At 49.2% G+C, this 26,383-nt stretch carries 27 protein-coding genes, 1 tRNA gene, 1 pseudogene and 1 riboswitch; of the genes and pseudogenes, 14 read left to right on the top strand and 15 right to left on the bottom strand.

The genetic code is table 11. The features are described from left to right. Nucleotides 1-284: 284 nt before the first annotated feature. A riboswitch (TPP riboswitch) is annotated at nucleotides 285-377 on the top strand. A gap of 7 nt (nucleotides 378-384) precedes the next feature. After that, the gene (thiC, locus tag ACJ2PR_RS27510) at nucleotides 385-1,758 is read left to right on the top strand and encodes a phosphomethylpyrimidine synthase ThiC (protein ID WP_446866946.1); all 1,374 of its coding nucleotides are present in this window, start codon (nucleotides 385-387) and stop codon (nucleotides 1,756-1,758) included. A gap of 158 nt (nucleotides 1,759-1,916) precedes the next feature. Here the strand turns inward: thiC and ACJ2PR_RS27505 are convergent, their stop codons facing one another. Then, nucleotides 1,917-2,309, bottom strand: coding sequence for a hypothetical protein (locus tag ACJ2PR_RS27505; RefSeq protein WP_446866947.1), 393 nt, complete (start codon nucleotides 2,307-2,309; stop codon nucleotides 1,917-1,919). 482 nt (nucleotides 2,310-2,791) lie between these two features. Between ACJ2PR_RS27505 and ACJ2PR_RS27500 the strand changes: the two genes are divergently transcribed. Then, nucleotides 2,792-3,058, top strand: a complete 267-nt coding sequence (locus ACJ2PR_RS27500; protein ID WP_446879357.1) for a zinc ribbon domain-containing protein — start codon at nucleotides 2,792-2,794, stop codon at nucleotides 3,056-3,058. Nucleotides 3,059-3,128: 70 nt separating this feature from the next. Here the strand turns inward: ACJ2PR_RS27500 and ACJ2PR_RS27495 are convergent, their stop codons facing one another. The 3 genes and pseudogenes from ACJ2PR_RS27495 to ACJ2PR_RS27485 all read right to left on the bottom strand — a co-directional run bounded on the left by ACJ2PR_RS27495 (nucleotide 3,129) and on the right by ACJ2PR_RS27485 (nucleotide 4,360). Further along, nucleotides 3,129-3,335, bottom strand: coding sequence for a hypothetical protein (locus ACJ2PR_RS27495; RefSeq protein WP_446866948.1), 207 nt, complete (start codon nucleotides 3,333-3,335; stop codon nucleotides 3,129-3,131). Nucleotides 3,336-3,547: 212 nt separating this feature from the next. Beyond that, a pseudogene (locus ACJ2PR_RS27490) lies at nucleotides 3,548-3,652 on the bottom strand (IS630 family transposase); the annotation flags it as partial. Between the two features lie 159 nt (nucleotides 3,653-3,811). After that, nucleotides 3,812-4,360 carry a hypothetical protein gene (locus tag ACJ2PR_RS27485; RefSeq protein WP_446879356.1) on the bottom strand — a complete coding sequence of 183 codons (549 nt, stop codon included), beginning with the start codon at nucleotides 4,358-4,360 and terminating at the stop codon, nucleotides 3,812-3,814. Nucleotides 4,361-4,548: 188 nt separating this feature from the next. On the opposite strand from ACJ2PR_RS27485, the gene ACJ2PR_RS27480 reads away from it, so the two are divergent. Next, entirely contained in the window at nucleotides 4,549-4,881 is a 333-nt protein-coding gene (locus ACJ2PR_RS27480; RefSeq protein WP_446860048.1) for a DUF565 domain-containing protein, read from the top strand. 73 nt (nucleotides 4,882-4,954) lie between these two features. On the opposite strand, the gene ACJ2PR_RS27475 is transcribed toward ACJ2PR_RS27480, so the two are convergent. Continuing rightward, the gene (locus ACJ2PR_RS27475) at nucleotides 4,955-5,581 is read right to left on the bottom strand and encodes a chromophore lyase CpcT/CpeT (protein WP_446879355.1); all 627 of its coding nucleotides are present in this window, start codon (nucleotides 5,579-5,581) and stop codon (nucleotides 4,955-4,957) included. A gap of 217 nt (nucleotides 5,582-5,798) precedes the next feature. Between ACJ2PR_RS27475 and ACJ2PR_RS27470 the strand changes: the two genes are divergently transcribed. Continuing rightward, entirely contained in the window at nucleotides 5,799-5,990 is a 192-nt protein-coding gene (locus ACJ2PR_RS27470) for a hypothetical protein (protein ID WP_446860050.1), read from the top strand. A 6-nt stretch (nucleotides 5,991-5,996) separates the two neighbouring features. Here ACJ2PR_RS27470 and ACJ2PR_RS27465 read toward each other — a convergent pair whose 3' ends face one another. From ACJ2PR_RS27465 to pyrE, 3 genes are all read right to left on the bottom strand, one after another. Then, nucleotides 5,997-6,980: a DnaJ C-terminal domain-containing protein gene (locus ACJ2PR_RS27465; protein WP_446879354.1), complete on the bottom strand. Its 984-nt coding sequence runs from the start codon at nucleotides 6,978-6,980 to the stop codon at nucleotides 5,997-5,999. Nucleotides 6,981-7,092: 112 nt separating this feature from the next. Further along, entirely contained in the window at nucleotides 7,093-9,549 is a 2,457-nt protein-coding gene (dnaK, locus tag ACJ2PR_RS27460; protein ID WP_446879353.1) for a molecular chaperone DnaK, read from the bottom strand. 223 nt (nucleotides 9,550-9,772) lie between these two features. Then, nucleotides 9,773-10,402, bottom strand: a complete 630-nt coding sequence (gene pyrE, locus ACJ2PR_RS27455; protein WP_446879352.1) for an orotate phosphoribosyltransferase — start codon at nucleotides 10,400-10,402, stop codon at nucleotides 9,773-9,775. Nucleotides 10,403-10,618: 216 nt separating this feature from the next. On the opposite strand from pyrE, the gene ACJ2PR_RS27450 reads away from it, so the two are divergent. Next, entirely contained in the window at nucleotides 10,619-10,996 is a 378-nt protein-coding gene (locus ACJ2PR_RS27450) for a hypothetical protein (protein WP_446866955.1), read from the top strand. A 204-nt stretch (nucleotides 10,997-11,200) separates the two neighbouring features. On the opposite strand, the gene ACJ2PR_RS27445 is transcribed toward ACJ2PR_RS27450, so the two are convergent. Beyond that, nucleotides 11,201-11,273: transfer RNA gene (locus tag ACJ2PR_RS27445), tRNA-Ile, on the bottom strand. Here ACJ2PR_RS27445 and ACJ2PR_RS27440 point away from each other — a divergent pair. From ACJ2PR_RS27440 to ACJ2PR_RS27425, 4 genes are all read left to right on the top strand, one after another. Then, nucleotides 11,239-11,376 (top strand): hypothetical protein, encoded by a 138-nt coding sequence (locus ACJ2PR_RS27440; RefSeq protein ID WP_446866956.1) that lies wholly within the window; start codon nucleotides 11,239-11,241, stop codon nucleotides 11,374-11,376. The two genes, ACJ2PR_RS27445 and ACJ2PR_RS27440, sit on opposite strands and share 35 nt — an antisense overlap. A 76-nt stretch (nucleotides 11,377-11,452) precedes the next feature. Then, nucleotides 11,453-12,112, top strand: coding sequence for a hypothetical protein (locus ACJ2PR_RS27435; RefSeq protein ID WP_446879351.1), 660 nt, complete (start codon nucleotides 11,453-11,455; stop codon nucleotides 12,110-12,112). A gap of 313 nt (nucleotides 12,113-12,425) precedes the next feature. Next, nucleotides 12,426-13,862, top strand: a complete 1,437-nt coding sequence (locus tag ACJ2PR_RS27430) for a hemolysin family protein (protein ID WP_446879350.1) — start codon at nucleotides 12,426-12,428, stop codon at nucleotides 13,860-13,862. 222 nt (nucleotides 13,863-14,084) lie between these two features. After that, entirely contained in the window at nucleotides 14,085-15,164 is a 1,080-nt protein-coding gene (locus tag ACJ2PR_RS27425) for a Gfo/Idh/MocA family oxidoreductase (RefSeq protein WP_446860058.1), read from the top strand. A 490-nt stretch (nucleotides 15,165-15,654) separates the two neighbouring features. Here ACJ2PR_RS27425 and ACJ2PR_RS27420 read toward each other — a convergent pair whose 3' ends face one another. After that, nucleotides 15,655-16,572, bottom strand: coding sequence for a histone deacetylase family protein (locus tag ACJ2PR_RS27420; RefSeq protein WP_446879349.1), 918 nt, complete (start codon nucleotides 16,570-16,572; stop codon nucleotides 15,655-15,657). 181 nt (nucleotides 16,573-16,753) lie between these two features. On the opposite strand from ACJ2PR_RS27420, the gene ACJ2PR_RS27415 reads away from it, so the two are divergent. Continuing rightward, the gene (locus ACJ2PR_RS27415; protein WP_446879348.1) at nucleotides 16,754-16,945 is read left to right on the top strand and encodes a CDGSH iron-sulfur domain-containing protein; all 192 of its coding nucleotides are present in this window, start codon (nucleotides 16,754-16,756) and stop codon (nucleotides 16,943-16,945) included. A gap of 32 nt (nucleotides 16,946-16,977) precedes the next feature. Further along, entirely contained in the window at nucleotides 16,978-17,334 is a 357-nt protein-coding gene (locus tag ACJ2PR_RS27410; RefSeq protein ID WP_446879347.1) for a hypothetical protein, read from the top strand. Nucleotides 17,335-17,428: 94 nt separating this feature from the next. Here ACJ2PR_RS27410 and ACJ2PR_RS27405 read toward each other — a convergent pair whose 3' ends face one another. Then, nucleotides 17,429-18,916: an alpha-amylase gene (locus tag ACJ2PR_RS27405; RefSeq protein WP_446879346.1), complete on the bottom strand. Its 1,488-nt coding sequence runs from the start codon at nucleotides 18,914-18,916 to the stop codon at nucleotides 17,429-17,431. A 512-nt stretch (nucleotides 18,917-19,428) separates the two neighbouring features. Here ACJ2PR_RS27405 and ACJ2PR_RS27400 point away from each other — a divergent pair. The 3 genes from ACJ2PR_RS27400 to ACJ2PR_RS27390 all read left to right on the top strand — a co-directional run bounded on the left by ACJ2PR_RS27400 (nucleotide 19,429) and on the right by ACJ2PR_RS27390 (nucleotide 22,554). After that, nucleotides 19,429-20,790, top strand: a complete 1,362-nt coding sequence (locus ACJ2PR_RS27400) for an amidohydrolase family protein (RefSeq protein ID WP_446879345.1) — start codon at nucleotides 19,429-19,431, stop codon at nucleotides 20,788-20,790. A gap of 156 nt (nucleotides 20,791-20,946) precedes the next feature. Beyond that, entirely contained in the window at nucleotides 20,947-21,684 is a 738-nt protein-coding gene (locus ACJ2PR_RS27395) for a MotA/TolQ/ExbB proton channel family protein (RefSeq protein WP_446860063.1), read from the top strand. Between the two features lie 99 nt (nucleotides 21,685-21,783). Beyond that, nucleotides 21,784-22,554, top strand: coding sequence for a hypothetical protein (locus ACJ2PR_RS27390; protein ID WP_446879344.1), 771 nt, complete (start codon nucleotides 21,784-21,786; stop codon nucleotides 22,552-22,554). Nucleotides 22,555-22,657: 103 nt separating this feature from the next. On the opposite strand, the gene ACJ2PR_RS27385 is transcribed toward ACJ2PR_RS27390, so the two are convergent. The 4 genes from ACJ2PR_RS27385 to ACJ2PR_RS27370 all read right to left on the bottom strand — a co-directional run. Beyond that, a complete protein-coding gene (locus ACJ2PR_RS27385) occupies nucleotides 22,658-23,359 on the bottom strand; it encodes a potassium channel family protein (RefSeq protein ID WP_446879343.1) in 702 nt (233 codons plus the stop codon). Nucleotides 23,360-23,414: 55 nt separating this feature from the next. After that, a complete protein-coding gene (locus ACJ2PR_RS27380; protein ID WP_446879342.1) occupies nucleotides 23,415-24,749 on the bottom strand; it encodes a TrkH family potassium uptake protein in 1,335 nt (444 codons plus the stop codon). A gap of 78 nt (nucleotides 24,750-24,827) precedes the next feature. Continuing rightward, a complete protein-coding gene (locus tag ACJ2PR_RS27375; protein WP_446879341.1) occupies nucleotides 24,828-25,511 on the bottom strand; it encodes a Rho termination factor N-terminal domain-containing protein in 684 nt (227 codons plus the stop codon). After that, nucleotides 25,508-26,383, bottom strand: an 876-nt coding sequence (locus tag ACJ2PR_RS27370) for a ParA family protein (RefSeq protein WP_446879340.1), incomplete at its 5' end; no start/stop codon positions are given. The genes ACJ2PR_RS27370 and ACJ2PR_RS27375, both read right to left, overlap by 4 nt.

Genomic DNA, 26,383 nt, shown 5'->3' with positions numbered 1-26,383 from the left:
GGCTCAGAAAAAATGGCTGTTCATACTCCGTCCGCTTGCGGCGGAGCCTTTGATTCTCAAAGTCCCCCATTCTGGGGGATTTAGGGGGCGAAGTAACTTGGCAATAAGCGATCTTATTTAATTCACGTAATTCACGATCCTAAGTGGATGATTGAAGGGTAGGGGAGATCTCCGAGACTCTATTCTTGCAGCCAAAGACTTTTCAAACATCCGATAAGAACCACAACAAACCATCAACTTTTTGCAACGTTCTATCACCAATTTGCGATGAGTGGTACGATTAGCTCTCAAGCTAGGGGTGCCTATTTGGGCTGAGAACAAACCCTTAGAACCTGAGACTGGGTAATGCCAACGAAGGGAAGCTGTTTATCTGAGGAATCGAATATGCGGACAGATTGGATCGCCAAACGCAGCGGACATAGCAACGTGTCTCAGATGTACTATGCCCGCCAAGGGGTTGTGACCGAAGAAATGCAGTACGTGGCCACGCGGGAGAACCTCCCCGTCGAGCTAATTCGCGCAGAAGTGGCCCGGGGACGAATGATCATTCCTGCCAACATTAACCACCCTAATTTAGAACCGATGGCGATCGGGATTGCTTCTAGATGCAAAGTCAACGCCAACATCGGCGCATCGCCCAACTCTTCTAACATGCAGGAAGAAGTCGATAAGCTGCATCTCGCGGTGAAATATGGGGCGGATACCGTCATGGATCTGTCTACGGGCGGCGGCAACCTAGATGAGATTCGGACGACGATCATCCAGGCTTCGACCGTTCCGATCGGGACAGTTCCCATTTATCAGGCGTTAGAAAGTGTCCACGGCAACATTGAGAATCTGACAGCTGACGACTTTTTGCACATCATCGAAAAGCACGCCCAGCAAGGAGTGGACTATCAAACGATTCACGCTGGAATTTTGATCGAACATTTGCCCTTGGTGCGCGATCGTTTGACTGGAATCGTCTCTCGTGGCGGCGGCATTCTGGCTCGTTGGATGCTGCATCACCACAAACAAAATCCGCTCTACACTCATTTCAGCGACATTATTGAGATCTTCAAAAAGTATGACGTGTCGTTTAGTTTGGGCGATTCTCTGCGTCCCGGCTGTCAACATGATGCTTCGGATGCCGCACAGTTGGCAGAATTGAAGACCCTCGGACAACTGACTCGCCGCGCCTGGGAAGATGACATTCAGGTGATGGTCGAAGGCCCCGGACATGTGCCAATGGATCAAATCGAATTCAACGTTCGCAAACAGATGGAAGAGTGTTCTGAAGCGCCGTTCTATGTGTTGGGGCCGTTGGTGACGGATATTGCACCGGGATATGACCACATTACATCGGCGATCGGGGCTGCAATGGCGGGCTGGTATGGCACTGCGATGCTCTGCTATGTTACGCCTAAAGAACATTTGGGCTTACCCGACGCAGAAGACGTTCGCAATGGGTTGATCGCCTACAAGATTGCGGCCCATGCGGCAGATATTGCGCGGCATCGTCCGGGGGCACGAGACAGAGATGATGAGCTTTCTCGCGCTCGTTATAACTTTGATTGGAATAAGCAGTTTGAGTTGTCGCTTGACCCCGATCGGGCGAAGGAATACCACGACGAAACGCTGCCTGCTGACATTTATAAAACGGCTGAGTTTTGCTCGATGTGTGGCCCCAAATTCTGCCCGATGCAAACCAAAGTTGATGCTGATGCACTGACCGAGCTTGAGAAGTTTTTGGCGAAGGAGCCTGTCGCCCAAAGCTAATTCAACCTAGAGCCTACACAAACCCCGTTTTCTTTGGAGAGCGGGGCATTTTAATTTCATGACAGCGCTTCGAGAATGAGTCAGAAGAACTCGCTGACTAACCTATGGGATTTCTTGATCTTTCTCAGATCATCTTGCGGTCATCTTTAAACTCGGCTCTACAGACAGGTAAATTTCTGACAGAGTTCTGGCGCACTACGTTTAGAATAGGCATTCCCATTTCCTAATGCTCGTACGAGAGCGGCGCTGGTTCTAGAAGTTTGGTACAAATAAGTCAATGAGACTACCCGATCTTCTGACTTCTGTAGGGCGTTATCAGCCAAAGTAATCGATCTTTGAAGATTTTTGTGGTTAGATTCGCTGATTGCGTAAACTGTTGGAGCGACTTCTGCCCAAATCGTTTTCAACTGAGACATCTCGGCTTGGGCTTCTGATAGCTTATTTGCTTCGACGTTTTCCACTGCTTGCTTCGCTTTGGATGACACAGTGTTGAGCTTATCCTTGAAGTCTGAAGGACTCACAAATTCGCCTTGGGGTTTACTAATAGGCATCTCTGTTTTCGACATCTCCACAGTGGATGACTTTTCAATCTCCTTCATTGAATCATTTCCAGCAGTGGACTTTGGGGCAGCGCAGGCAGACAAAGACGTAAGCGCAATCAGAAATATCAGAGACTTTACTGGAACTAGACTCATACAAGCACCAAGGCTAACAACGGGTGGAAAATCTGTTGAGGAGGCAAGGCTTAATTTAGAGTTCAAGCCATTATTCTTTTGTCCCTGATTGTCGCTCATGCTAATTGTAAAGGCAGCGATCGCACGAGCAGGTGTGCATCAACTCAAACTGTCATTCCACTAAGAGTAAGGAACTGAGTCTACGTGGTATTGCCATTAAGAAAAGGGCGGAGAGAATTCGGAATAGAATTGTAGCGAGAGAGCTTTCAAACACACCCTAATGTCAAACTCTATCTTTATCTCGTCAGAAAAGCGATCGCTGCTTTGTTAGCTCAAGTGAGAGAAGAGCCAGTACCGAGGTGAACTTTTACTCATCCTGCGATCGCTGGTTTCCATCGAGTAAAACTTGCTCAAATTGTGGAGCCAAAAAAGAAGCACTTACCCTCTCTGAGCGCATGTTCACCTGTGAACATTGCGGCTTCAGTCAAGACCGAGATCTGAATGCGGCAATCAATTTGAAAAACGCGATAAGCCATACTGGGTCAGCCTGTGGATCGGGTGAAGCCGACTTCTCCGAGTTGAAGCAGGAAGATTTCAGTTTGTTAGCAAACGTTAGTAAATTATGAGCGGATAACGTTCCTGTTGAGCGGTTGCAAGGAACGGTTGCATCCACACCGGGAGTTCCATCAGGTAGTCCTAAACAGGTAAGGATGCGTTGTAGTGATCGGTCAATTCCTTGATCTTTGCTTGGGCTTGGGCAATCGTTTGCGGGGGATGCGCTTTGAAGTATGTTTCGACTGTCGTCGCATGGGTGTTCAGGTCACTCGGTTGCCCTTGATAATCCAACTGTTTGAGACCCTCAATGCCGTCTGCGTGATACTGTCTGAGATAGACTGTCAGCATCGTTTTGCCGATCTTGCACAGTCATCGGATCTCCCTCCTGATGGGACAATCCTTAGCTTTTCAAGTACAACACCCTGGTTGACTGACAAAACTCCTGAAGGCTCCGTTTTTTGTAGGTTGGTGTTGAGCAACGCGAAACCCGACAGTCGCCTCTCTCACGTTGGGTTTCACCGAGTTCAACCCAACCTACTGGAAAAGATCTGTCAGTCAATCAGGTACAACACCTCCATTTTCTGTTGCACTTTTGGGTGAGGATAGTGATGTCGTTCATACTTCAGTTCGGCGATCTGCTCTAGCGTAAATCCAATCCGAAGCAGGCTGACTTCCTTTGTACTCCGACTCTTGGACAGATGAGCATCTTATCCTTGATGGGGAAGAATCTTCTAAAAGTCCATTTCTTAATCGTCGCGAGTATAATAACTTCTCCGTTCTGCTCCTTGAGGAGGATTAACTTACGCAAAGTTTCTGACTCATCATTACTGCTTCAAAATTAACTCCCATTCCTGACCATTCCAGATTGGTGAATTTGTCTCACCTACCACAAATGGGCCCCAATAGCGCTGAGAGCCGTCTTGAGCAAAAGCCACGACGACATCGCCCTTTTTGAGAATAATTGAGCGATCGGGCAGTGAAACCACTAAACCCTTACCGCTCCCTTCGTTAGGTGCAAAATCCCAGTGGGCGGGCGGTTGATAGTCAGAGGCCTCGCTAGATTGGGGGGCTGACGATTTGCTCTTTGACAGTAGCGCAACTCGCAAGGGGTGATCCGATCGATTGCTAACTCTGAGCGCTCCTTGACGAGCCGCCACCATCGCAGGATTGAGCGTGGGAATCGGAGAAGCTCCCGGTTTCGGAGGCGTTTTTTGTATCTCGCTTTGAGACTCGTCGATCTTAATGATGGGCACTGTCTCCGGGGATGTCACCTCAACCTGAATCTGAAAGCGTCTCAACACTAGCCATAGCCCCAATAAAAGTAGCGCTGTCGCTAAAGCTACTCTGGTCGCAGGGTTCAGCTTTATTTTCATCTTCATCACACCCCGCATTCTCGTTCTCGCCCATTTCTACTCTAGTGATAACAATCTGTGGCACGATCGTGGGAGAAATTTTTCCGATAGTTTTTTCGATAAATTAAGGGATGGTATGAGAAGGTTGAATTCTAAGCAGACAACCTGATTTAGAATTCAAAACTCAAGATTCATCTCTCTCCTCGACCATGCAAAATACTCGTCTCAACAGTCTTGTAGGAGTTGTGACCGATCAGATCGGCCAATTGTTTCGCAATCCCTGGCGGCGCGTGTCTCTGATGTTGATCAGTCTGCTGTTTGGCTTTTTTTTGGGCAACGTCATCTCGACCACTGCCGGACAAAGAGCCGAATTAGATGTCGTGGCGGCCAGCTTTTTGGTGATTTTATTTGAAGTGACGAGTCGCATCATCTACACCAATCGGGAGGGGTTTCGGCGATCGCTCCCCGCTGAAATGATCAACACGCTCAAAATTGGCATGACTTATAGTTTTATTTTAGAAGCGTTTAAGTTAGGAAGTTAGATGAGGGATGAGGGAGAACTTCGATGATCTGTTCCCCCTTTGGGGGTAATCCGCTGCGCGAGAGGGATGAAGCTTAAAGGTCTTTGCGGCGAAATTGGTAGGACTGTGCTTTTGCGCCCCAGACTTGTTTGCCTTGAGCGTCGTAACCGCGATCCCAGGTGTCCATTCCGGTTTTGTGAAGCGTGATCTGGTTGGTAATGCGGACGGCTCCTCCAACGTTAGCGGAACACCCATCGATCGGCGTTCTGCCTACGTAGTTGTCGCCAGACTGTTTGAGAAAGACAGCGCAGACGGGAACCCCACGATCGCTCAAGGGCACAATTCGAGAAGCTTCGGGCTGGTTGCACAAACCAACGAGCGCTTCGGGTTTAACAGGACGAAAGGACAGCGATCGCACACTATGACTGTAGATTGTCGGTGAAATTTGTAGAATTCTCTGACGATAGGGCTTCGTCAAATCAGAAGAGAGGGCTTGTTCTTGATAAAGATAAACACCGTCGATCTGAGGTGATCCCTGAAGAAAAATTTTGCAGGTCGTCATTCTCACATCCGGTAGTTTTGGGTTGGCGATCGCTTGAGCAGACGTGTCCATGACCCCGACCAAACGCGCCACCACTTCATTGACCTGTTGCTCAAGCGGAATCGCGGACTGAGTGGGAACCGCCACAACCAGCGCAGCGGAGAACAGTTTTAAGCTCATATTTCAAAATTAGTAGACAAAAATTAGCGGCTCAAACTTCAGAAATAGAAATCAACCTAAAAGTCAACTATCTGGCTGTAGTTTTTTGCCCTTTCGATCGGTCAGTCAACACCATCAGGAGAACAGTTTAAGATAAATCAGTGGGCAGAGTCCTTTGTAGGCATCCCACGAGATGATTTGTTTGTATCGTCAAGCTTTGAGAACTAGAGGAGAGAACATGGAGATCAACTGTGCAGAAGCCTGCGTAAATGGCTGCGTTTTAGGAGATAAGTGCCCCAATTTAGAATACAAAGATCAGGCTGCCAAATTCATTCAAGAAAAGTCGTTGGACGAAATGCTGGCGATCGCCGAAGAAGCCATTCGCAAAAAAATGAGCGCTCCGCCCCAGTGGGTGCTGCCTGAAGATTAGGACGCTTTAGATTGGGAGGTCGGCGCGGGGATCAAAGCTTTCTATCTGTCGGAGCTTTTCGTAAAGATCCCGTTCTTCAAGACTGATTTCTTTGGGGACGACAATTTGAATTTCGACAATCTGATCGCCTCGGTCGTCCCCACTGATTAGATAGCCCTTATTCGCCAATCTCAGACGCTGCCCCGATCGTACCCCTCCCGGAATGGTCATCTTCACCAACCCGTCTAATGTGGGAACTTCGATCGCGCCTCCCAAAGCAGCTTCACTGGGCGTAATGGGCAATTGACACACCACATCGGAGCCTTCTAACTTAAAAAACGGATGGGGAGAGACTTCGATTTTGAGGTATAGATCGCCCCCCGCAACGCCCTGACCTTTGAGACGAATTCGCTGCCCAGTCACCATCCCTGCGGGCATATTCACTTCGAGCGATCGCCCATCCTCTAATCGAATACGCTCTCGTCCACCAGAGTAAGCTTTTTCTAAAGGTACGGTCAATCGCGCTTCAGCATCTCGACGATTGGAGCGAGGGGGCGGCGTACTAGAAACGGTATAGCTCGTTTTTGTCGTGCCAGGACGGTAGGGATCGGCAGCAGGCGGGGGTTGAGGAGGTCGGCTAGGCGTTGTCGTCGTGGTGCGTCGATTGAGCAATTGATCCACGAAGTCATTAAAGTTACGGTATTCACCAAAATCCACCGACCCAGATGGATCATTTCCCTTTCCCCAGGGACGGCCGCCTTTTGCACCGCCTTGAAATCCTGGTCGCTTCCAAAAATTGCCAAACTGATCGTACTGCGATCGCTTGGTTGTGTCTCCCAACACTTCATACGCTTCGCTCAGATCCTTGAATTTCTCCTCAGCGGCTTTGTTACCCGGATTGAGATCAGGATGATATTGACGCGCTAATCGACGGTAGGCCTTTTTGATCTCCTCGATCGACGCATCTTTGGCAACCCCCAAAATCTCATAATAATTGCGGAAATTCTGCATAGCGAAACGGTGAAAGGATGACGGGTGAGGGATAAAAACAAGTAAGAGAATAGATCAAATCGCTGACCCCAAAGAAATCGGTCGCCGTTTCATGTTGATCCCACTTTCCTCTTTACAACCAATCGTCTTCGTCATCCCAATTATCCTGATTGTAGTCGGGTCGAGCAGGACGCTTTTTAGGAACATCACTGCGGTTGGGGCGACGGGTTCCACCAGCATCGTTGCCGCTGTAAGGGCTGTTGTAGGGAGCGCTGCGCGGTTCACGTTTGGGAGGATTGTAGTCGCGGTTTCCGTTAGCGGTGTCGTTGTTGCGGCTGTCTCGTCTGGGCGCGTCATATCCATCGCTGCGCGGCGATCTCTCCGATTTACCCCCAAGGGGTCGAGGCGCTTGAGAGTCAGATCGTCTGGGCGCTTCATAAGGGCGGTTTCTCGGTTCTTCGGAGGAGCGATCGTCGTAAGGGTCGCGTCTGGGTGCCTCGTAGGGATCTCGATCGTCGTAAGAGTCGCGTCTGGGTGGGGTGTTGTAGTCGCGATCGTAGGGATCTCGCTTGGGCGGATCGTAGTTGCGAGAAGATCCATAGTCGTAGTTGTCGCGTCCGTTTAGACTGCCGCCTCGCTGGTTATTCCAGTAGTCGTCGCGTCGGGCCCCATAGTCGTAGGGATCACGAGGAGCACCGTAGTAGTCGTAATCGTCTTCGTCGTCTAAGAAGAAGTTTTTGATCGATTCAAAGAATCCGCCTTCTTCGTCGCCCTGAGTCTGTTGGTAGACTTCTCGATTCAAATCGTACAGAGCATCCTTGAGGTCAGCTTCGGCAATATCTACACTGCGATCGTCATTATTTGCCAATCCTTCTCTCAATCGCTGGACGAGAGGCTCAATTCGAGAACGATAGGAACCAACAAATTGCATTCCAAAGTCCAGTGTGGCTTCTCTAAGCTGCCGTTCTGCTTGAAAGGTTAGCGCTTCCGCTCGATTGCGTTTCTCGACTTTTTCTTTACGAAGGCGATCGACTTCTGCAAATTCTTCGGCGTTCCGCATCATCTGCCGCACTTCGTCCTCACTCAAGGTTGAGGCTCCCTGAACGGTGATGCTCTGTTCGCGTCCCGTCGTGCGATCCATTGCGGTGACTTGCAAAATGCCGTTTGCGTCGATGTCAAAGGAAACCTGCACTTGAGGAATGCCCCGTGGTGCGGGTGGAATGCCCATCAGCTTAAAGCGCCCCAGAGACTTATTGCCCGATGCCATGTCGCGCTCACCTTGCAGAACGTGAACTTCGACCATCGTCTGATTATCTTCGCCCGTCGAGAAAATATCCGATCGCCGCGTCGGAATGGTCGTATTGCGCGGAATCAGCTTTTTCATCACGCCGCCGATCGTCTCCAACCCAAAGGACAACGGTGTGACATCCAACAGCAAAATATCTTTGAGTTCACCTGCCAAAATGCCCGCCTGAATCGCCGCTCCGACAGCCACCACTTCATCCGGATTGACGTTTTGATTGGCTTCCCGATTGATCAGCGATCGCACCACCTGTTGCACCATCGGAATTCGCGTCGAACCGCCTACCAGCACGATGTCGTCAATATCATTCGGAGTCATTCCCGCATCCCGAAAGGCTTGCTTGAGCGGCCCACGCAGTCGAGACAGCAGATCGCCACACAGCCCTTCAAACTGCGATCGGGTCATCCGCGTTTCGATATGTTTGGGCCCATCTTCGGTCGCAGTGATAAAAGGCAAATTGATTTCGGTGACAGAGACCCCAGAAAGCTCAATTTTGGCTTTTTCGGCCGCTTCAGTCAGTCGTTGGAGGGCTTGGCGATCGCGTCTCAAATCAACTTTCTCAGTTTCTAAAAACTGCTCGGACAGAAAGTCCACAATTTTCTTATCGAAGTCATTGCCGCCCAGTTGAGTGTCGCCGCTCGTGGCTTTCACTTCAAAGACCCCATCGCCCACTTCCAAGATTGAGACATCAAAGGTGCCACCGCCGAGATCAAAAACGAGGATCGTTTCAGCTTGACCGCGATCGAGTCCATAGGCGAGAGATGCGGCCGTCGGCTCATTGAGAATGCGTTTGACATCCAATCCAGCGATGCGTCCAGCGTCACGAGTTGCCTGTCGTTGAGAATCGTTGAAATAAGCGGGAACGGTAATCACTGCGCCAGTAATCGACTCTCCTAGATAGCGACTGGCCTCATCGGTCAGCTTTTTGAGAATCATGGCCGAAATTTCTTCGGGCGCAAAATCTCGCTCCAGTCGAGGACACTTGATTTTGATGTTGCTCGATTCGTCTTTGCGGATGGTGTAGGGCACCCGTTTTGACTCTGGACTGAGTTCTGAATACTTTCGACCGATAAAGCGCTTTACGCCAAAAAATGTGTTCTGTGGGTCAAGCACCGATTGTCGTCGGGCCATTTGTCCGACCAGACGTTCGCCTTCTTTGCTGACTCCGACAACTGAGGGAGTAGTTCGCATTCCTTCGGCGTTGGCGATGACAACTGGCTTGCCGCCCTCCATGACTGCCACCACCGAGTTCGTAGTTCCCAGGTCTATTCCAACGACTCTTCCCATGCCCTGCGACGCTCCTCGCTTGTCTAAAACTAATGAATTTTGAGAGCTTTTGCTGGACTCATTCTATCTTGCTAATGGAGAAGTCAAGGGTCAAATCGGCGCGATGTTGAAATCCAGGTACTTAGCGGGTACTTAGACTGAAGACCGGAGATGTTAGACCGGAGACGTTGACATTATCCTTTTCAAAGTCCAGAGTCCTGAATTCTACGATCGCTCCCCACCTTTAACTCTCCTGAAGTTTTTGAACGTGCTGCTGAAGGTCTTGAATCGTGAAGACTGCTTTGAATTTTAAGCCTTGCTGCTGATAAAACTCTGCGCCTCCTTGCTGACGATCGACCAGCGAAATCACTTCTTCAACCTGATAGCCAGCATCTCGGAGGCGATCGACCGCCTTCATTGCCGATTGTCCCGTCGTCACCACGTCTTCTAGCACTACGACTGGACTGTTTTTGGGCAAGGTTGGGCCTTCGATATAGGCTTGGGTGCCGTGTCCTTTGGCTTCTTTGCGGACAATGAGTGCCGCCAGCGATCGCCCTTCATACGCTGCAACCACACTGGTCGCGGTCACGATCGGATCAGCCCCCAACGTCAGACCCGCCACAGCCACCGTTTCAGAAGGAATCAAAGGTAAAAGAATCCGTCCCGTCGCCAAGCCGCCCTGGGGATGAAGCGTAATCTGTTTGCCGTTGATGTAGTAGGTGCTGCGTTGTCCAGACGAGAGCAGAAAGTCGCCTTCTCGATAAGCCACCTCACAGAACAGATCCAAAAGTCGTTCTCGTAAGTCGGTCAATTCAACCGTTGCCCAAGAAAAGTTTGTTTGAGATTCCATCAAATTTTGCGTCCGATCGCTCATAGGTAGGGCAGACTAGTGTTACCAACTGTCAAAAGAAAGGGGTGAGAACGTTTTGAGTTTTGAATTCTTGAAGTTGAAGAAGATCCTCAATTCAAATCTCAAACCGCAAAACTTTTCCCTGATCTTAGACTCAAATCGTAAGCTAACATTGAGCGCAATACGGAGGAACTGAATCTTATGGGCGTGAGGTTAAAGAATTTGATTGGTGCAGGGGTAATGGCTGCTTCTACCCTATTTGCGATCGCCGCACAAGCACAAGACAGACCCGCTGTGTTTAGACCGAGAGAAGCGGTGCCAGATGCAGTCGATCGGGCATTTGACGTGAATGTTTCTGACTATCGCGGCCCCAAGTTCTCAGTTCAGACTCTAATTGGGACGGGTGCCTTTCCTGAGAATGCGATCGCTCGTAATGGCGAGCATATTCATCGTCTATACCGAGATTTGCTGACCCAGCAGGTTTCTAACGACCCTATCATTCGCACGACTGACCTACCTAACCCTTACAACACGTCGATTTTGACGCTGCCGACCGCTAATGTGAGCAATCGAGTCGTGGGCGGTGAGTTGGTGTTTGAAGGCGCGACTGGACGCTGAGGATTGTAAGGTAAGTCCAATCCATCCGAAGATCAGCCCGAAGAGCAGCGAAACGCATCAATTTTAGGTTGGTGGTTTTTAGGTTGGTGGTGCGTTTCGCATGGCTCAATACACCCTACAGATTACGTTTTTTTGCAAATTCAGCGAATTGGCAGCCATTACGTCTGTGTGCTAAAGCTCTGGTTTGTCATATTTGGTTTGTCATGCGCCGTGCTGGAATCGAACCAGCCTGAAGGCGAATTATGAGTTCGCTACCTCCCCAATCGGTCAACGGCGCTAGTAGAAAGACACGATCGCGATCCCTGCCGTATTTTAGCTTGAGAAATGGGTTTGCAGCGATTGCCGCCGTGATGTTTTTTAAAGAGATCGTCTCTACGTAAACTTAGCGAATACAATTGGTCAGCCATTTGGGTCTCACGGCTCAACGCTCTCAAACAACACTCCCTCAAATCTGCAATGCGAATTAATCCGACCGTCGCCCTCACGCTCATTTTGCTCACGTTTATGTTTGGAGCAGGGATTGTGAGTGGCGCTTGGGGATTTGCGATCGGGCGAGAAGCTCTCAAAGGAATCACTCAACCCGATGCCCGTCCGACGAATAAGGTCAACAAAAAAAACACGTCGGGGCGCGGGGAAGACCTCGTGATTCTCAAAGAAGACGACATTCTCAAAAAGGTAAAAGACCGCATCGAGGGCGGCACTCCCAAATCGACAATGCCTCCCAGTCCCAGTCCTTCGCCCAAGGTGGAAGATAAGCAGACCAGTCTTCCTGGCAAGTTTCCGTTTGTGAGTCGAGATAAGGGAGTGACGATCGAGCTAACCGCCGTCCGGCAGCAGGCGGATTTTGTGGTCTACGATGTTGCTCTCAAAAATGAAGGAACTCAGCCCGTCAAGTTTCTCTACAGCTTTCTCAATATCGCCGATGAGCAAGGCCGGGCTTTGACCGCAGATACGATGGGTCTCCCGACCGATTTGCCTGTAGGTAGCCAAAAATTTACAGGGACAGTCAGCATCTCAACGGCTCTTTTAGACAAGGCTCAAAAGCTTTCAGTGCAGTTGACGGACTACCCCGACCAAAAGCTGCAACTCAAATTGTCAGATGTCCCAGTCCGATAAAGCTGGGGGCACAAGGACTCATCTGATAGACATCTAGGCGTTGCTGATTGGAGGGATGACTCTGTGAGAAGTGTCCATCTTTTCGCCCCCTAAATCCCCCAAACTTGGGGGACTTTGAACCTTGGGATTCCCGCCGCTTTGGGGCAATTCATCCCCTGATTCAGCAACGCCGACATTTAATAGACGTTAATTAATAACGTGGGGAAGAGGAGACTCAGAATCGAGCGGAGTATGATCAGCCAATTCCCTGGTTTGCTTTTCTAAAATCTGCTTCCCTAATCTGCTTCTCTAAATTGTTATTCTTGATTCGCAAATGATTGCCCCTTTTGCGGTTGTCCTGCAAAACTCAAGCTGGACAGATATCTTGCTAAAATTCTTGTCGGTGCTGCTGCTGATTACGATTAATGCGTTCTTTGTAACAGCAGAGTTTTCGATCGTCTCGGTGCGGCGATCGCGGATCAATCAGTTGGTTGACGCAGGAGATATTCAAGCGAGAACGGTTCAGGATTTGCAGCGGAGCATTGATCGTCTACTTTCGACGACTCAGTTGGGAATCACGCTGTCGAGTTTGGCGCTGGGCTGGATCGGGGAAAGCACAATGGCCATCTTGGTTGCAGCCTGGATTGCTCAGTTGCCACTGTCGGCTTCTACTGTCCAAACGCTGTCTCACTCGCTGGCGATTCCGATCGCCTTCCTGTTGATTGCTTATCTGCAAATTGTTTTGGGCGAATTGTGTCCCAAGTCGGTGGCGATGCTCTACTCCGAAGAGATTGCGCGATTTTTGGGGCCGTTTAGTTTGGCGATCGCTCGATTTTTTAATCCCTTTATCTGGGTTCTCAATCAGTCTACGCGCCTCTTGCTGCGGCTGGTGGGCATTCAGTACGCGGGGCAGGGCTGGTACAACCAGGTCACTCCAGAAGAATTGCAGCTAATTATCGCCACCTCCAGCGAATCGACGGGACTGGAGGCCGAAGAACGAGAACTGTTGAGTAATGTGTTTGAGTTTGGCGACGTTCCGGCGAGTGAGGTGATGGTGCGCCGACCGAATATGACTGCGCTCTCGATCGACGCAACGGTGCGAAATTTGCTTGAAGAAGTGGCTCAATCAGGGCATTCTCACTATCCGGTGACCGGGGAATCGCTGGATGATATCTGCGGCATGGTTCACTTTAAAGAACTGGCAGAGCCGCTCGTTCAGGGCACACTAAATTTGGAAAGTCCGATTAAACCGTGGGTGAGTCCAGCTCGATTTGTTCCTGAATACACGCCTCTGGGAGAATTGCTGTCTTTGATGCAGCGATCGCGTCAGCACATGGTGATTGTCGTGGATGAGTTTGGCGGCACTGCGGGGCTGGTCAGTTTGCAGGACATCGTGACGCAGATTATCGGAGACTCACCCGAACCGGAAAGCGAAGAGACGCGATCGATTCAGGTTTTGGACGAAAACACCTTTCTCGTTCAGGCTCAGATGAATTTGGAAGAAGTGAATGAGCAGTTGCGGTTGGATCTACCGCTTACCGATGAATACCAGACGCTGGGCGGCTTTTTGTTCTACCAGTGGCAGCGCATTCCCGATTCTGGCGAGGCTTTGCAGTATGGCAACTATGAACTGACGGTCGTCTCTGCGGAAGGGCCACGACTGCATCAGATTCAAGTCCACCGCATTGAGCCTGGAGCGGGCGACTCCCTGCGCGTATCTCGACCAGATCATCAACAAAGTCTGTCGAGTGGTGAAGACTTCAAGCATTGAGGGGCAGACCTGGACTGGTTTATCTACTAAATCTGTGACCAGCGCTAAAAAACTACATCCAAAGGCATAAAAACATCGAAACCGAAAAACATATCGTTTAAGGGAACTTCGATAATGCTTTGAAATTCTTCATAATTAATGTTGCTGTGTTAGTATCTGGATGTTTGAGGAGAATTTACGGCTGATCATCAGCTTATTTTCGGTGGTGGAGGAGTAACACGAGTGAAAGGTAGTATACCGATCGGGTATTCAAGTCTCTACGTGCAGCGAAATCAGCTAGAACCTATTCGCATCGGTGTGATTGGGGTCGGCAATATGGGGCAGCACCATACCAGAGTCTTGAGTATGCTCAAGGATGTTGAATTAGTTGGCGTTTCAGATATTAATGTAGAACGAGGGTTGGACACGGCAAGCAAATATCGTGTCCGATTTTTTGAGGATTATCACGATTTACTGAAACATGTGGATGCCGTTTGTATTGCGGTTCCGACTCGTCTGCATCATTCAGTGGGGATGGCTGCTTTGAATGCGGGGGTGCATGTGTTGATCGAGAAACCGATCGCCGCCAGCATTGCTGAAGCTGAGTCTTTGGTAAATGCTGCCGCAGAGTGTCAGTGTATTCTGCAAGTTGGGCATATCGAGCGATTTAACCCGGCTTTTCAAGAACTCAGCAAGGTGTTGAAGACTGAAGAACTGCTGGCGATCGAGGCCCATCGGATGAGTCCTTATTCCGATCGAGCCAATGATGTATCGGTCGTGTTGGATCTGATGATTCACGACATCGATCTGATGCTAGAACTGGCCGCTTCTCCGGTTGTGAAGTTAACTGCAAGTGGCAGTCGCGCTTCGGACTCTGGCTACTTGGACTATGTAACCGCAACGCTGGGTTTTGCAAACGGCATTGTTGCAACGCTGACCTCTAGCAAAGTGACGCACCGCAAGATTCGCCGCATTGCTGCTCACTGCAAAAACTCTCTGACAGAAGCTGACTTTCTCAACAATGAAATTCTAATTCACCGTCAAACGACTGCTAACTACATGACGGATTATGGTCAGGTTTTGTATCGCCAAGATGGACTGATCGAGAAGGTTTACACCAGTAATATTGAGCCGCTTCATGCAGAGTTAGAACATTTTGTCGGGTGTGTGCGCGGGGGCAATCAGCCTTCTGTCGGAGGAGAACAGGCGCTAAAAGCCCTACGTCTCGCCAGTCAAATTGAACAAATGGCGCTAGACGGTAAGGTTTGGCAAGCCAAAGATAACAAGGTTGTCGAACTCGATACGCCTGCGATGGCGGTCTGAAAGACGATCTCTTCGAGTGACCCGCAAGGGGTCGATTTGAGTTAGCCGCAAGAGATCGATTCAATCTAGCTTTAATTTCTACAGGGTGGACATGGAGTCTACCCTTTTTTGTTTAAAATCTTCTGCTTCTAAGATCTACAGGCGTTGCTGAATCGGGGATGAATTGCCCCAAAGCGGCAGGAAACCCAAGGTTCAAAGTCCCCCAATTTTGGGGGATTTAACGTGAATTCGATGAGAGTTTTTCCACTTCGTTGTTCACGGCTTTTGCCCCCCAACCCCCCAATCTTGGGGGACTTTAAGAGAGGAGTTCTGGTTCAAAGTCCCTCACTCGTGGGGGATTTAGGGGGCGTTCCTGGAGCTAAAAGCGAAGCGAAGCGTTCATCGAACTGACGTGGATTTAGGGGGCGAAAAGATGGACACTTCCCACAGATTCATCCAATCAGCAACGCCGATCTACAAATACGTCAATCAACGCTTTTTGATCTTGCATTTATCTTCTCAAACATTGAGCGATCGTCGCCACCACCGATCGAGACAGCGCACTCAAATCGTAGCCCCCTTCTAGCCCAAATACGACTTGTTTGGTTAGCTGCAAACAATAGTCTGTAAAGATTCCGTAGTCGTTGGGCTGTAGAGAAATTCCTGCTAACGGATCGTCCTGATTGGCATCGTAGCCCGCACTCACAATCAACAAATCGGGCCGAAAATTGGAGAGAAACGGCATGATCTTTTGTTCAAAAAGGGGTTGGTAATCTGCGATCGTACTCCCCGCTCTCATGGGCAAGTTTAATACATTTTGGTGAAAGCCCTGCTCACTCGCTCGGCCCGTTCCTGGATACTGAGGCGACTCATGTAATGAACAAAATGCAATGTTGGAATTGGTTTCGACGATCGCTTGAGTGCCATTGCCGTGATGGACATCCCAATCGAGAATAGCGACCCGGTTTGCCCCTTGTTTTAGAGCATGATGAGCGGCGATCGCGGCATTACTCAACAAGCAAAATCCCATTCCTGTATCTGCGATCGCGTGATGCCCTGGAGGACGCGCCAAAACAAAACTCGGCTCTCCTGCTTGCAGTGTGTAATTAACGCCATCCAACCAGGCGTTTACCGCCAGCAGTGCCACTTCAAAACTGCGAGGAGACACGGGTGTATCGCCATCAATGTGACCGCCGCCCCGATTAGCGAGTTGCCGAACGGCTTCGACATACTGCGGATCGTGAATTTGCTGAATCAGGGAAAGTGGCGATCGCGCTTCTACGGTCGTTGGCTTGCGCCATTCAAGTTGATGCGCCCAGGATGCTGTCTGGAGTGCTTTACAAATCGCCGTTAATCGCGCTGGCTTTTCGGGGTGAAAGTGTCCCGTCTCGTGCAGCAAAAATTCGTCAGAGTAGAAGACAGGAAACATAGGCAGAGACTCGATTGCAATTGCCTTCAGTATAGAAAACGATCGCGGTTTTCAGAAATTCCAAAACTCTTTTTGCTTAGACTGTTTGCTTTAGAACAATAATCATGCTATAAAGACTGTACGGACTCAAATAGTTCTGTAGCTAACAAACTCCACATTCAACAAATTAAGGTATCCTTCAATGTCCAAAGCCACAATTCAACTCGACCAGGGCACCCACTATCTCTGCACCTGTGGATGGTCAAAAAACTTACCTTTCTGCAATGGCGCTCACAAGGGTAGTTCGTTTCAGCCCACGGTTGTAGAACTCAAAGCCCCCGCAGCGATCGAGCTTCCCGACATCACAAATTCTCACGCTTCTCAATCCACTTAACCATCACTCGCTTCAACACTGGAGCCATCACTATGAAAACATCTTTGTTAACGCTGGCGGTCATCTCTACAGCAGTCGTTAATTTCAGTTTTGTGACCCACGCTTCTGCTGACGAAGCTCAAAAAGCGGCGATCGTACCCAGCACTTTAAGCCCCTCCAACAATACCCTCACCCCATTTGAACTGGTTTTTGGAGCTTATCAAGGGCACTTTCAGACTCAAGGAATTCCAGAAGGAACAACGCTGGTTTTTGCTTACCAAATGGGTAGCCTTTCTGCTCAAGAAGTCGTAGAACAAGCTATCAAAACCAACTTGATTTCTGGCCAACTCAACACAACAGGCTATGTCAATGCAGTTGATAGCTTACTGCGAGGTTTAAACGGTCGTTAGCCAGCGAGAAGCGATCGGGATGATTAAGTCTCGATCGCTCCATGTTGCAGAAGAACTCTCTCTACAGTCCATCCGCTTATTCTGCATTCACGCTCTATTTCACAGCATCTTTGGGAACCCAAACCGACACTGAGCCTGCTTCACAGCGAAAATCAGCCCAACCTTTTTCATCCGTTGTGATGGGTTCGTCGATGTGTTCGGTGATGTCGATGTAAGTGCGATTAGGCTGTCCGACTTCCATATATTTGCTGCCAGCGTCCCCATTGCTCAAAACGACAGCCATGCCGCCCGGTTGTTCATCGGTGCCCAGTCGCGTCCAGCCGATCGTATTGGCATGGTCAAAATAATCGTACTGCTCTCCATAGGCAAATGTTTGACGGGCAAAAAGCATCTTGTCAATCAAGAATTGGTGGCTGTCTAACCAGATCTCATGCTCCTGTCCATCGTTTCCCGTATCTTTGTAGTTAGCGCCGTAATAATCTGCGTAAAAGATGCAGGGATAGCCTTCACTTCTGAGCAAAATTAACGCATAGGCAAGCGGCTTAAACCAGGGTTCGACAACCGATTCAAGAGACTGCAACGGCTGAGAGTCATGATTTTCGACCAGCGTTACGGCCAGCGTCGGCTGGTGTTGAACCATTGTCCCGTCAAAGATTTGGCGCATATCGTAGCTGTTGCCCGACTTGCTGGCGACGTGAAAATTGTAGTGAAGCGGTGCGTCAAATAGTGTGACCTTCCCATTCGTCATCTCGACGAAACTGTGTAGGGCTTCGACATCATAAGACCAATACTCACCGACCGCAAAAACTTCTCTTCCCACATAGTGACTAACGTGATCTAACCATTCTCGAAAGAAGTTAGCAGAGACATGTTTGACAGCATCAAATCTAAACCCATCGACATTGGTTGTATCAATGTACCATTCGCCCCAGTATTTGAGTTCTCCAACAACTTCGGGATGGCTCATGTCTAGATCACAGCCCATCAAGTAATCAAAGTTGCCTTTTTCTAAATCAACGTTGCGATCGAACTCTTTACCTTTAAGCAAATAGATAGCGTTCTCTTCGGTGTTGTAGGCGTTGTAGTCGATCGCGTCAAAGTGCCACCAATGCCATTTCATTTTGGAGTATTTGTCACCTCGACCCGGAAAGGTGAAACCCGTCCAGGCTTTAATCTTCTGGTATTCGCCAACGGTGTCAAAGCGATTATCAGGATTAAAGGGGGTGGCTTCTACCTCCTCTTCTTCATCGGCACCCAACTTGTGATTGAAAACGGCATCTGCGTAGATTTTGATTCCGACACTTTGCGCCTTCTTGATCGCATCAATATATTCTTGTTTGGTGCCGTACTTTGTCCGAACGGAGCCTTTTTGATCAAACTCGCCGAGGTCAAACATGTCGTAAACGCCATACCCCACGTCATAACCGCCCCCAGTGCCTTTATAAGCAGGAGGCAACCAAAGTGAGGTTACGCCAACTTTTGCCAGTTCTTCTGCCTTTTCTGCAACTTGTTTCCACAGACTCCCATCGGCGGGATTGTACCAGTGGAAGTATTGCATCATAACCCCATTGAGTTCAGACATATTGCCTCGATTAGAAGATTGTAGTTAATGAATTTTTTGAGAATTGAGCAGGCGCAATCAGAAAATTTGAGCAGTTGTTTCCTCTTTGCTAAAGGATTTTACGAGGTTTAGCAAGCTTTATCTATCTGCCTAGAGAGAAGTCTAGGACAGAGTTTTGTACAACTAGACACATTCATTAAGTGGCAACATCTAGCTATAGTTAGGGCTGATATCCTCCTTGTTGTAGAGGTTTTGTCTACTTTGTAAATATTAACAGTTTATTAAAGCGGCTCGATCGCTATCTCTTTCCTAAGATGAACGTAAAGCAGAATTTTACTTGGATATACTACACAGGGAGTAGTTGTGCCTCTTTTTTGGAGCGATAAATGGTTAAAGTTTGGTGATAATCTGAACTGCAACAGGAGCGTGAAAAGGTAGCGATCGCGACGAGATCCTTTCCCTCACCTCGCTACTATGTAGGTCAATTCAAGTAGGTCAATTCAAGTAGGTCAATTCAAGAACTTAATTTTTTTATGCCCTACACCGTTATTCAAAACGCGATCGTCTTTACCGTAGATGACAAAGATACCATTCACGCTAACGGAACAATTATATTAGAAGGCGATCGCATTCATGCGGTTGGAAGTGATGATCTTCCCATTCCATCTGACGTGATACAAACGATTGATTGTCAGGGCAAAATGGCGGTGATTCCTGGCTTGATTGACGTTCATTCTCACTCCAGCTTTTTGCGAGGGGTGACCGAGAACTATCAGCTTTTGGAATGGCTACCTCGCTATCAGTTAGAGCATCGGGCCCTGACCGAAGATGACGCTTACTATGCAGCATTGCTCTGTTATCTAGAATCGCTTAAAGCGGGCACCACTTGCGTCATGGATATGTACCGCCATATGCACCGATGTGCGGATGCTGCGGGAGATTTGGGGCTGCGAGTTAATCTGGTTCCCTATGTGGCTGACATGCCTGGAAAAGACTTTTTTGAAACGTCAGACTCTAATCGCAAACTCATTGAAACGCATCACAATTCACAAAACGGTAAAATCCGAGTGTGGTTGGGACTAGAACACCTTTTTTACTGCTCAAAAGATGCTTTTGCGAAAGCGAAATTGTATGCAGACGAGTATGGAGTTGGAATTCACACCCACAGCAGCGAACAGATTGAAGAAGTTGAAGCCGTTGTTAAACACTTTGGTAAACGCCCGATCGCGCTCTTTCAGGAGTACGGAATTTTAGGAGAAAATACAGCGATCGCACACTGTGTCTGGCTTAACGAGGACGAGATCAAAGTTCTGGCAGATACGGGCACTTCAGTTGCTCACTGTCCTACGAGTAACGCAAAACTGGCGGGGGGAATTGCTCCAATTCTGGAAATGAAGCAGGCAGGCATCACCGTCGGACTGGGCACCGATGGCAACATTTCTAACAACAGTTTAGATATGTTTGAGGAAATGAAATTTGCATCACTTTTGCAAAAAGTCAAACGCTACGATGCGGCCGCCTTACCCGCTCCAGAAACGCTGAGAATGGCAACGATCGACGGCGCAAAGTTGCTTAAATTGGATCATGAAATTGGCTCAATCGAAGCAGGCAAAAAAGCTGATCTGGTACTGGTTAATTTATGGGAACCGAACCTGATGCCGATCGTGTGGGATGAACAAGACACAAACGTTTTGTGGAATCTAGTATACGCAGCGCGGGGATCAAACGTTCACACGGTGTTTGTGGATGGTGAAATCGTTGTGCAATCAGGAAAAAGTACGAAGACTAACGAGTCTGATGCACTTCAGGCGATCCAAAAGCAAACACTCGATCATATGCAGCGCAGAAAACCATTTAAGTCAACGCTAACGCCTGTGGTAGTGGGAGCAAGCTAACTCTTTAATGTGTTTTAGATTACATACACAACGTGTTGTGGAATACATTAAACTCAATGATCACTTCACTTCAATGATTCGTTTAGAAGTTTTGCTTTACCTATGTTACAAATAGTTTAAGTGAAATTGTAAACGGGTTGTTGAGCAAAATCGATCATGTCCACACTGTACGAAATGCTGGTTAAGGGCGGGCCGGTGATGATCCCTCTCGGTGGGTTGTCGATCGCAACGGTTGCCTGTACATTAGAGCGTGGACTCTTCTGGTTTAGAGTACTGCGAGGCGAAGATAAGACAGCCCATCAGGTGCTAGATGCGGCCCGCTATGACTGGGACAAAGCCAGAGAGATCGCTGAAAAGTCTCAGCACCTAGCGATCGCTCGATTTATGGTGGCCCCGCTCAAACTCAACCGACCCAGCCCCGAAACGCTGCACTTGGCGCTGGAGGCGGCGGCCGACCGCGAATTCATTCAGATGCGAAAGGGCGACAAACTGCTCGAAACGGTGGTGGGCATGGCTCCCCTGTTTGGGCTGCTCGGAACGGTCACCGGGCTGATCGTCACCTTTCTGAATCTGAAGATCGGCGGTGGCGCAAATATCGACACGACAAAGGCAGCCTTGGGGATTGCAGAAGCGCTTTTGACCACGGCGGCTGGGATGGTGGTCGCACTGATGGCGTTAGCGTCGTTTCGGATGTGTGTCACCCTGCAAGCCAGACAGGTCGATTATTTTTCAGAAATTGGCAGCGAGTTAGAACTGATTTATCGTCAAGTTTGGTATGAGCCGAGTGTGGATGATTACGCGATCGTCACCAATGGACATTCACAAGGGACGATCGACAGTCAACTCGTTGAGCAGTTAGCGACGCTAATCCACCAGATTGCTCGAAAGAATTGACGAACTAGTTTCGACCAGTTGAGTTAGCGTCCTCAAAACTTACTCAGAAGCCAGGAAGACAGCCCACGATCGACTCAATACCCGTAGGAGACGATCGACATGTATTCCAGTTATTTGAGCTTTGCGTTTGGGATGGTGGTTTTGTTGTTGATGGCGTTTGCGGGATTGCAGTGGTTACACATTCCGACAGGCAGTTTTTTGGATTGGGCGATCGGGGCGACGAGTTTTGGCTGGCTTTTGACGATCGTCACGGTGCCGTGGAATATTCACTTTGATGCCAAAGAAGCGCTGGCTGAGGCGACCCTTTCTACAGAAAATGGGATTGCGGTGGATGGTCGTCAGGTGGACTACATTCGGCTGGTGGCGAAGCGATCGCTCTGGGTCGTGATTGGGCTACATCTGCTGTCGGCGGCGGGATTGTATGGATTGGCGATCGCGGGCATCAGTTCGATTGGCTACGTTGCTTCGGGGGCGGCTCTGTTGTTGACGGTATTGCGTCCGGCTGTACGAACGTATCGATATTTTGCGACTCGCATTGCGATGCTACGTCAACAGTTTCAATATCCTCGTGAAGATGTGGTGGAGCTGCGCGGCCGATTTGTCCAACTTGAGGAAGCGGTCAGACGACTGGAAGCGGAACTGGATCGCGAAGACCCCCGCTCTTGGGCCACCGCGCAACAATCCCAATGGGAAGCCCTGCGACAAAATTTAACCACCATCGCCGCCAATCAAGAAGACTTGAGAGCCACCAATCAAGCAGATCACGATCGTCTTTCTCGTGAGGACAGACAAGCGATCGCCCAACTCAGCACCGATGGACTGTTTCTGGAACATGTAAGGGAGATTATTCGATTTTTTAAGGCAGCGTGAGCAGGGGTAGGGGTGTGGGGTGTGGGGTGTGGGGTTGGGAGGCAGAAGACCCAATAACGAAGCCAAAAAATTCATCGCTCAACGCTACCCCCTACCCCCTTCCTTAGATGGGTAACCGATCGATGTCTTTGTTTGCGCCGATGACGACGATCGCCGTTCCTTTGATAAGGGGGGTGCCGGGGTCGGGATTGATGACAAACTTGCTGTCTTGACTGAAGGCCAACACGCTTAGACCGTAGTGAGAACGGAGTCTGAGTTGGGAGATCGTCTTGCCGTCAAAGGTTTCGGGGACGATGACTTCGACGATGCTATTGTCGGGGTCAAGCTCAAATCGTTCTAAAATGCCGGGTTTGGTGAGCGATCGGGCCAGGTTGTAGCCCGCTTCGTGTTCTGGAAAAATGACGTGATCGGCACCGACTTTTTTGAGTAGCTTTTCATGAATCTCGGAGGAGGCTTTGGCGACCACATGGGGAACGCCACCTTCTTTAACGTTGAGCGTGGTGATGATGCTTTCTTGCACATAGTTGCCGATCGCCACAATCACCGTGTCTTGCTCAAAAATTCCGGCTTCTCGGAGGGCGGCAGGTTGGGTGGAGTCGATCTGTCGAGCGTGGGCAACGATGCGATCGCTCAAAGCCTGGTCAACTCTTTCGCGATCGGTATCGACTGCCAGCACTTCGTAGCCTTGATTGTGCAGGGTGGCACAGACCGCTCGCCCAAATCGCCCCAACCCAATGACGGCAAACTGTTTACTTTTGTGACCTGTCCGTAAGCTGTGAAAAAAGTTTAGCGAAGATAAGTTCACGAATCTGTTCCGTTAACACCTTGTTTTAACTTACCCGATCGCTGTCCCCATCTCTTTAACCGACCAGTAGATTTTCTTCGGGATAATGGACGAAACTGGGTTTTGGATCGCCCAGCAAGGCACCCATCAGCAGCAAAATGCCAACCCGCCCGATGTACATAGTGGCGATCAAGATTAGCTGACCCCAGACAGAGACGTTGGATGTCCCGATGGCAGACAATCCTACGGTGCCAAAGGCAGACACAACCTCAAACAAGATATGAATGAAGTCTAATTCGGGGTCAGTCAGGGTGATCAAGATGGTTGCGCCGATCACCGTTAAGGCAGAGCCGACTAAGACACCAATTGCTTTAAGAATTAACACGATCGGAATTTGACGATGATAAGAGAGTACCTCTTCTTTGCCTTGTAAAACGGCTTTTGTGCAGTCAATTAAGATGCGAAAGGTGGTTGTTTTGATGCCGCCTCCCGTCCCTCCTGGACTTGCGCCAACAAACATCAGGGCGATCGTAATAAATAGCCCAGCCGTGGTCATTTTGGTGATGTCGATCGTGTTGAAACCTGCCGTCCGAGGGGTGACTGACTGAAACCAGCTTGCCATGACTTTAGAACCCAAACTCAGTCCGCCCAGGGTTTGTGGATTACTGAACTCGGTAATAAAGAAAGCCAGCGTGCCGATCGAGAGTAAGAGTAGCGTGGTACTGGTCGCAATTTTGAAGTTGAGCGAAAAGCTGTGGGCTTTGATACTTCCAGAGAGGCGATCGCGCAGCCAAAAGTAGAGTTCCATGATGACCTGGTAGCCGATGCCACCAAAGATGATCAAGGTCGTGATGATGAGTCCCATGAAGGGAACGTTGACGTACTGAATCAAGTTATCTGAAAACAAGCTAAATCCAGCATTATTAAATGCATTAACACTGTGAAAGATTGAGAGCCAAAGCCCTTGATTAAATCCATATTGAGGCGCGAAGATCGTCAGTAGCAAAAAGACACCCGTCAGTTCAAAAATGAGGGTGGTGGCAATAATCGATCGTACTAGCATGGCCAGTCCTGACAAGCCCGGAATGTCTAAGGATTGTTGAATTGCTATTTTGTCTCGCAGTCCCAACCGCTTTCTAATCAGCAAAAGCAGGACGGTGGTAGCGGTCATGTAGCCCAGCCCCCCGACTTGCACCAGCAATACGATAAACAACTGCCCCCAAAAGCTGTAGTATTTGCCGACATCAACGACCGAAAGCCCCGTGACGCAAACGGCTGAGGTTGAGGTAAATAGAGCGGTGACTGGGGTACTCCAAGTGCCGCTGGTCAGAGAGAACGGCATCATCAACAAGAGTGCCCCTACAGTGATGACGGTCAGGAAGCCTAAACAAATGGTGCGCGAGACGGTCATAGTCGTGTCTGAGTGAAGAGAAGTTTTTTAGGTCATCTGCTCATTTTACGGGTCATGAGAGCAACTTCTCTATTGAGACTATTGACTGAGCAGGTTTACCAGGTCGGGTTTTTTCATCTTGGCGTATCCTGCCAGTTCTCGCTTCTTAGCCATCTTCTTTAACTCGCCAACGGTGAGGGTTTGCAGGATACCTGGATCTTTGATCACGTCTGGTAAGGGCTGCGGCGTTAAGTAAAAGATTTGCTTGAGCGCGTCTAGTTTTTTGCCTTTGGTGATGCCGCATTTGAGCGTGGCGATCGGGTCTAAGGTTTTCCAATACTGGCGAGGGGCTTCTTCGAGTCGGTTGGTAGCGCCTGCAAGTTTGATGCCTGTCAATCCGCTGCCAGGTTTTTCGATGAGATATTGCAGGGCTGCTTGAATGTCGTCTCTCGAAGCGGTAGAAAGATTGATTTGAGGAACGGCTTCTCTGGCGAGTGTTTTGGCGATCGTGGCTGTAGTCTCGCTATCATCTGCGATGATGCACCAGACTTTTTCTAATGCTGCGGCTTCTGCGACTGCGTAACCGAAACTATTGCCGATCACCTGGTAACGGTCTTTGTCTGTTTCTTTGACCACAATGGGGAGCCAGTTTCGTCCGCCTGCTGCTTTGAGTTGTTGGGCAGTTGCAGTGATCAAAAAATCTGATGCTTGAGTGCCTTCGCCGGGATCGATGTCATCCAGGTAGAGAGCCATGAGATTTCCGATGTCAGAGAAGGTCGTCATTGTAAGAAGTACTCCTTTGCGAGAGCTAAATAGTAGTCACGGGCGGTTTTGTCTCGGTAGGTCGCTGGAATGCGAGAGAAGGCAGCACTTGCAATGTTTGCGTAGCTGGGGACTTCAAAGATATGCAGATCTTTCTTAGAGTTGGTATACCGAGGGTAAAAGTAGGGCAGAAGATCAAACCCGTCTTTTTTGGCTTGCTTGAGAATGCTGGTGATCTCCTGTTGCGCCGCTGATATTTGAGGAGGGGTAGTCTTCTCACCGTTGAAGAAGATGGGAAGCGCGATCGGACTACCGTCATCTCTAACCTTTTGCGCTTCAGGAATGAACTCTTTGATTGCCAGTGCAGCGTTCTCCAAAGAAAATAGATTGTTGTGCTTTGTGGGCATCAAGACGACATCTGCGGCATAGATTGCCAATTGACTAAAGATCCGCCAGTTAGGAGGGGCATCTAGCAGAATGTAGTCGTATTCAGATTTCAACGGTTTTAGGATTCGTCCCAATCGATCGGGTTTGATTTGCTGACGCAGTTGCACTTCATCGATAAAGTCGCCATCTGTGGTTCCACCATTAGAAAATTTTCGGTCTGCGGCGATCACGTCAAACTCAAAGTCTCTACCTAAGTTTCTGTAGCTCACCGAAAACGGTTTGATTGCCGCTTGAAGATTGGCGCTTCGATTGGTCAGTGCTTCGTAAACCTCTCCTTCAATCAATCCCATTCCTAGAGAACTGGTGAGATCTTGTTGGTTAGGGTCACAGTCCACGACCAAAACCTTTTTTTCTAAAAGTGTGAGAATAGCCGCAAGATTGACTGTTGTGGTGTAACTACTCAGGCTTAAAACATCATAACGATTTGCGTCAAAGCACAGAAGTAG

This window comes from Phormidesmis sp. 146-33, from assembly GCF_052939515.1.
Note: the sequence above shows the minus strand (reverse complement) of the source record. Positions and strands in the feature narration are given on the sequence as shown.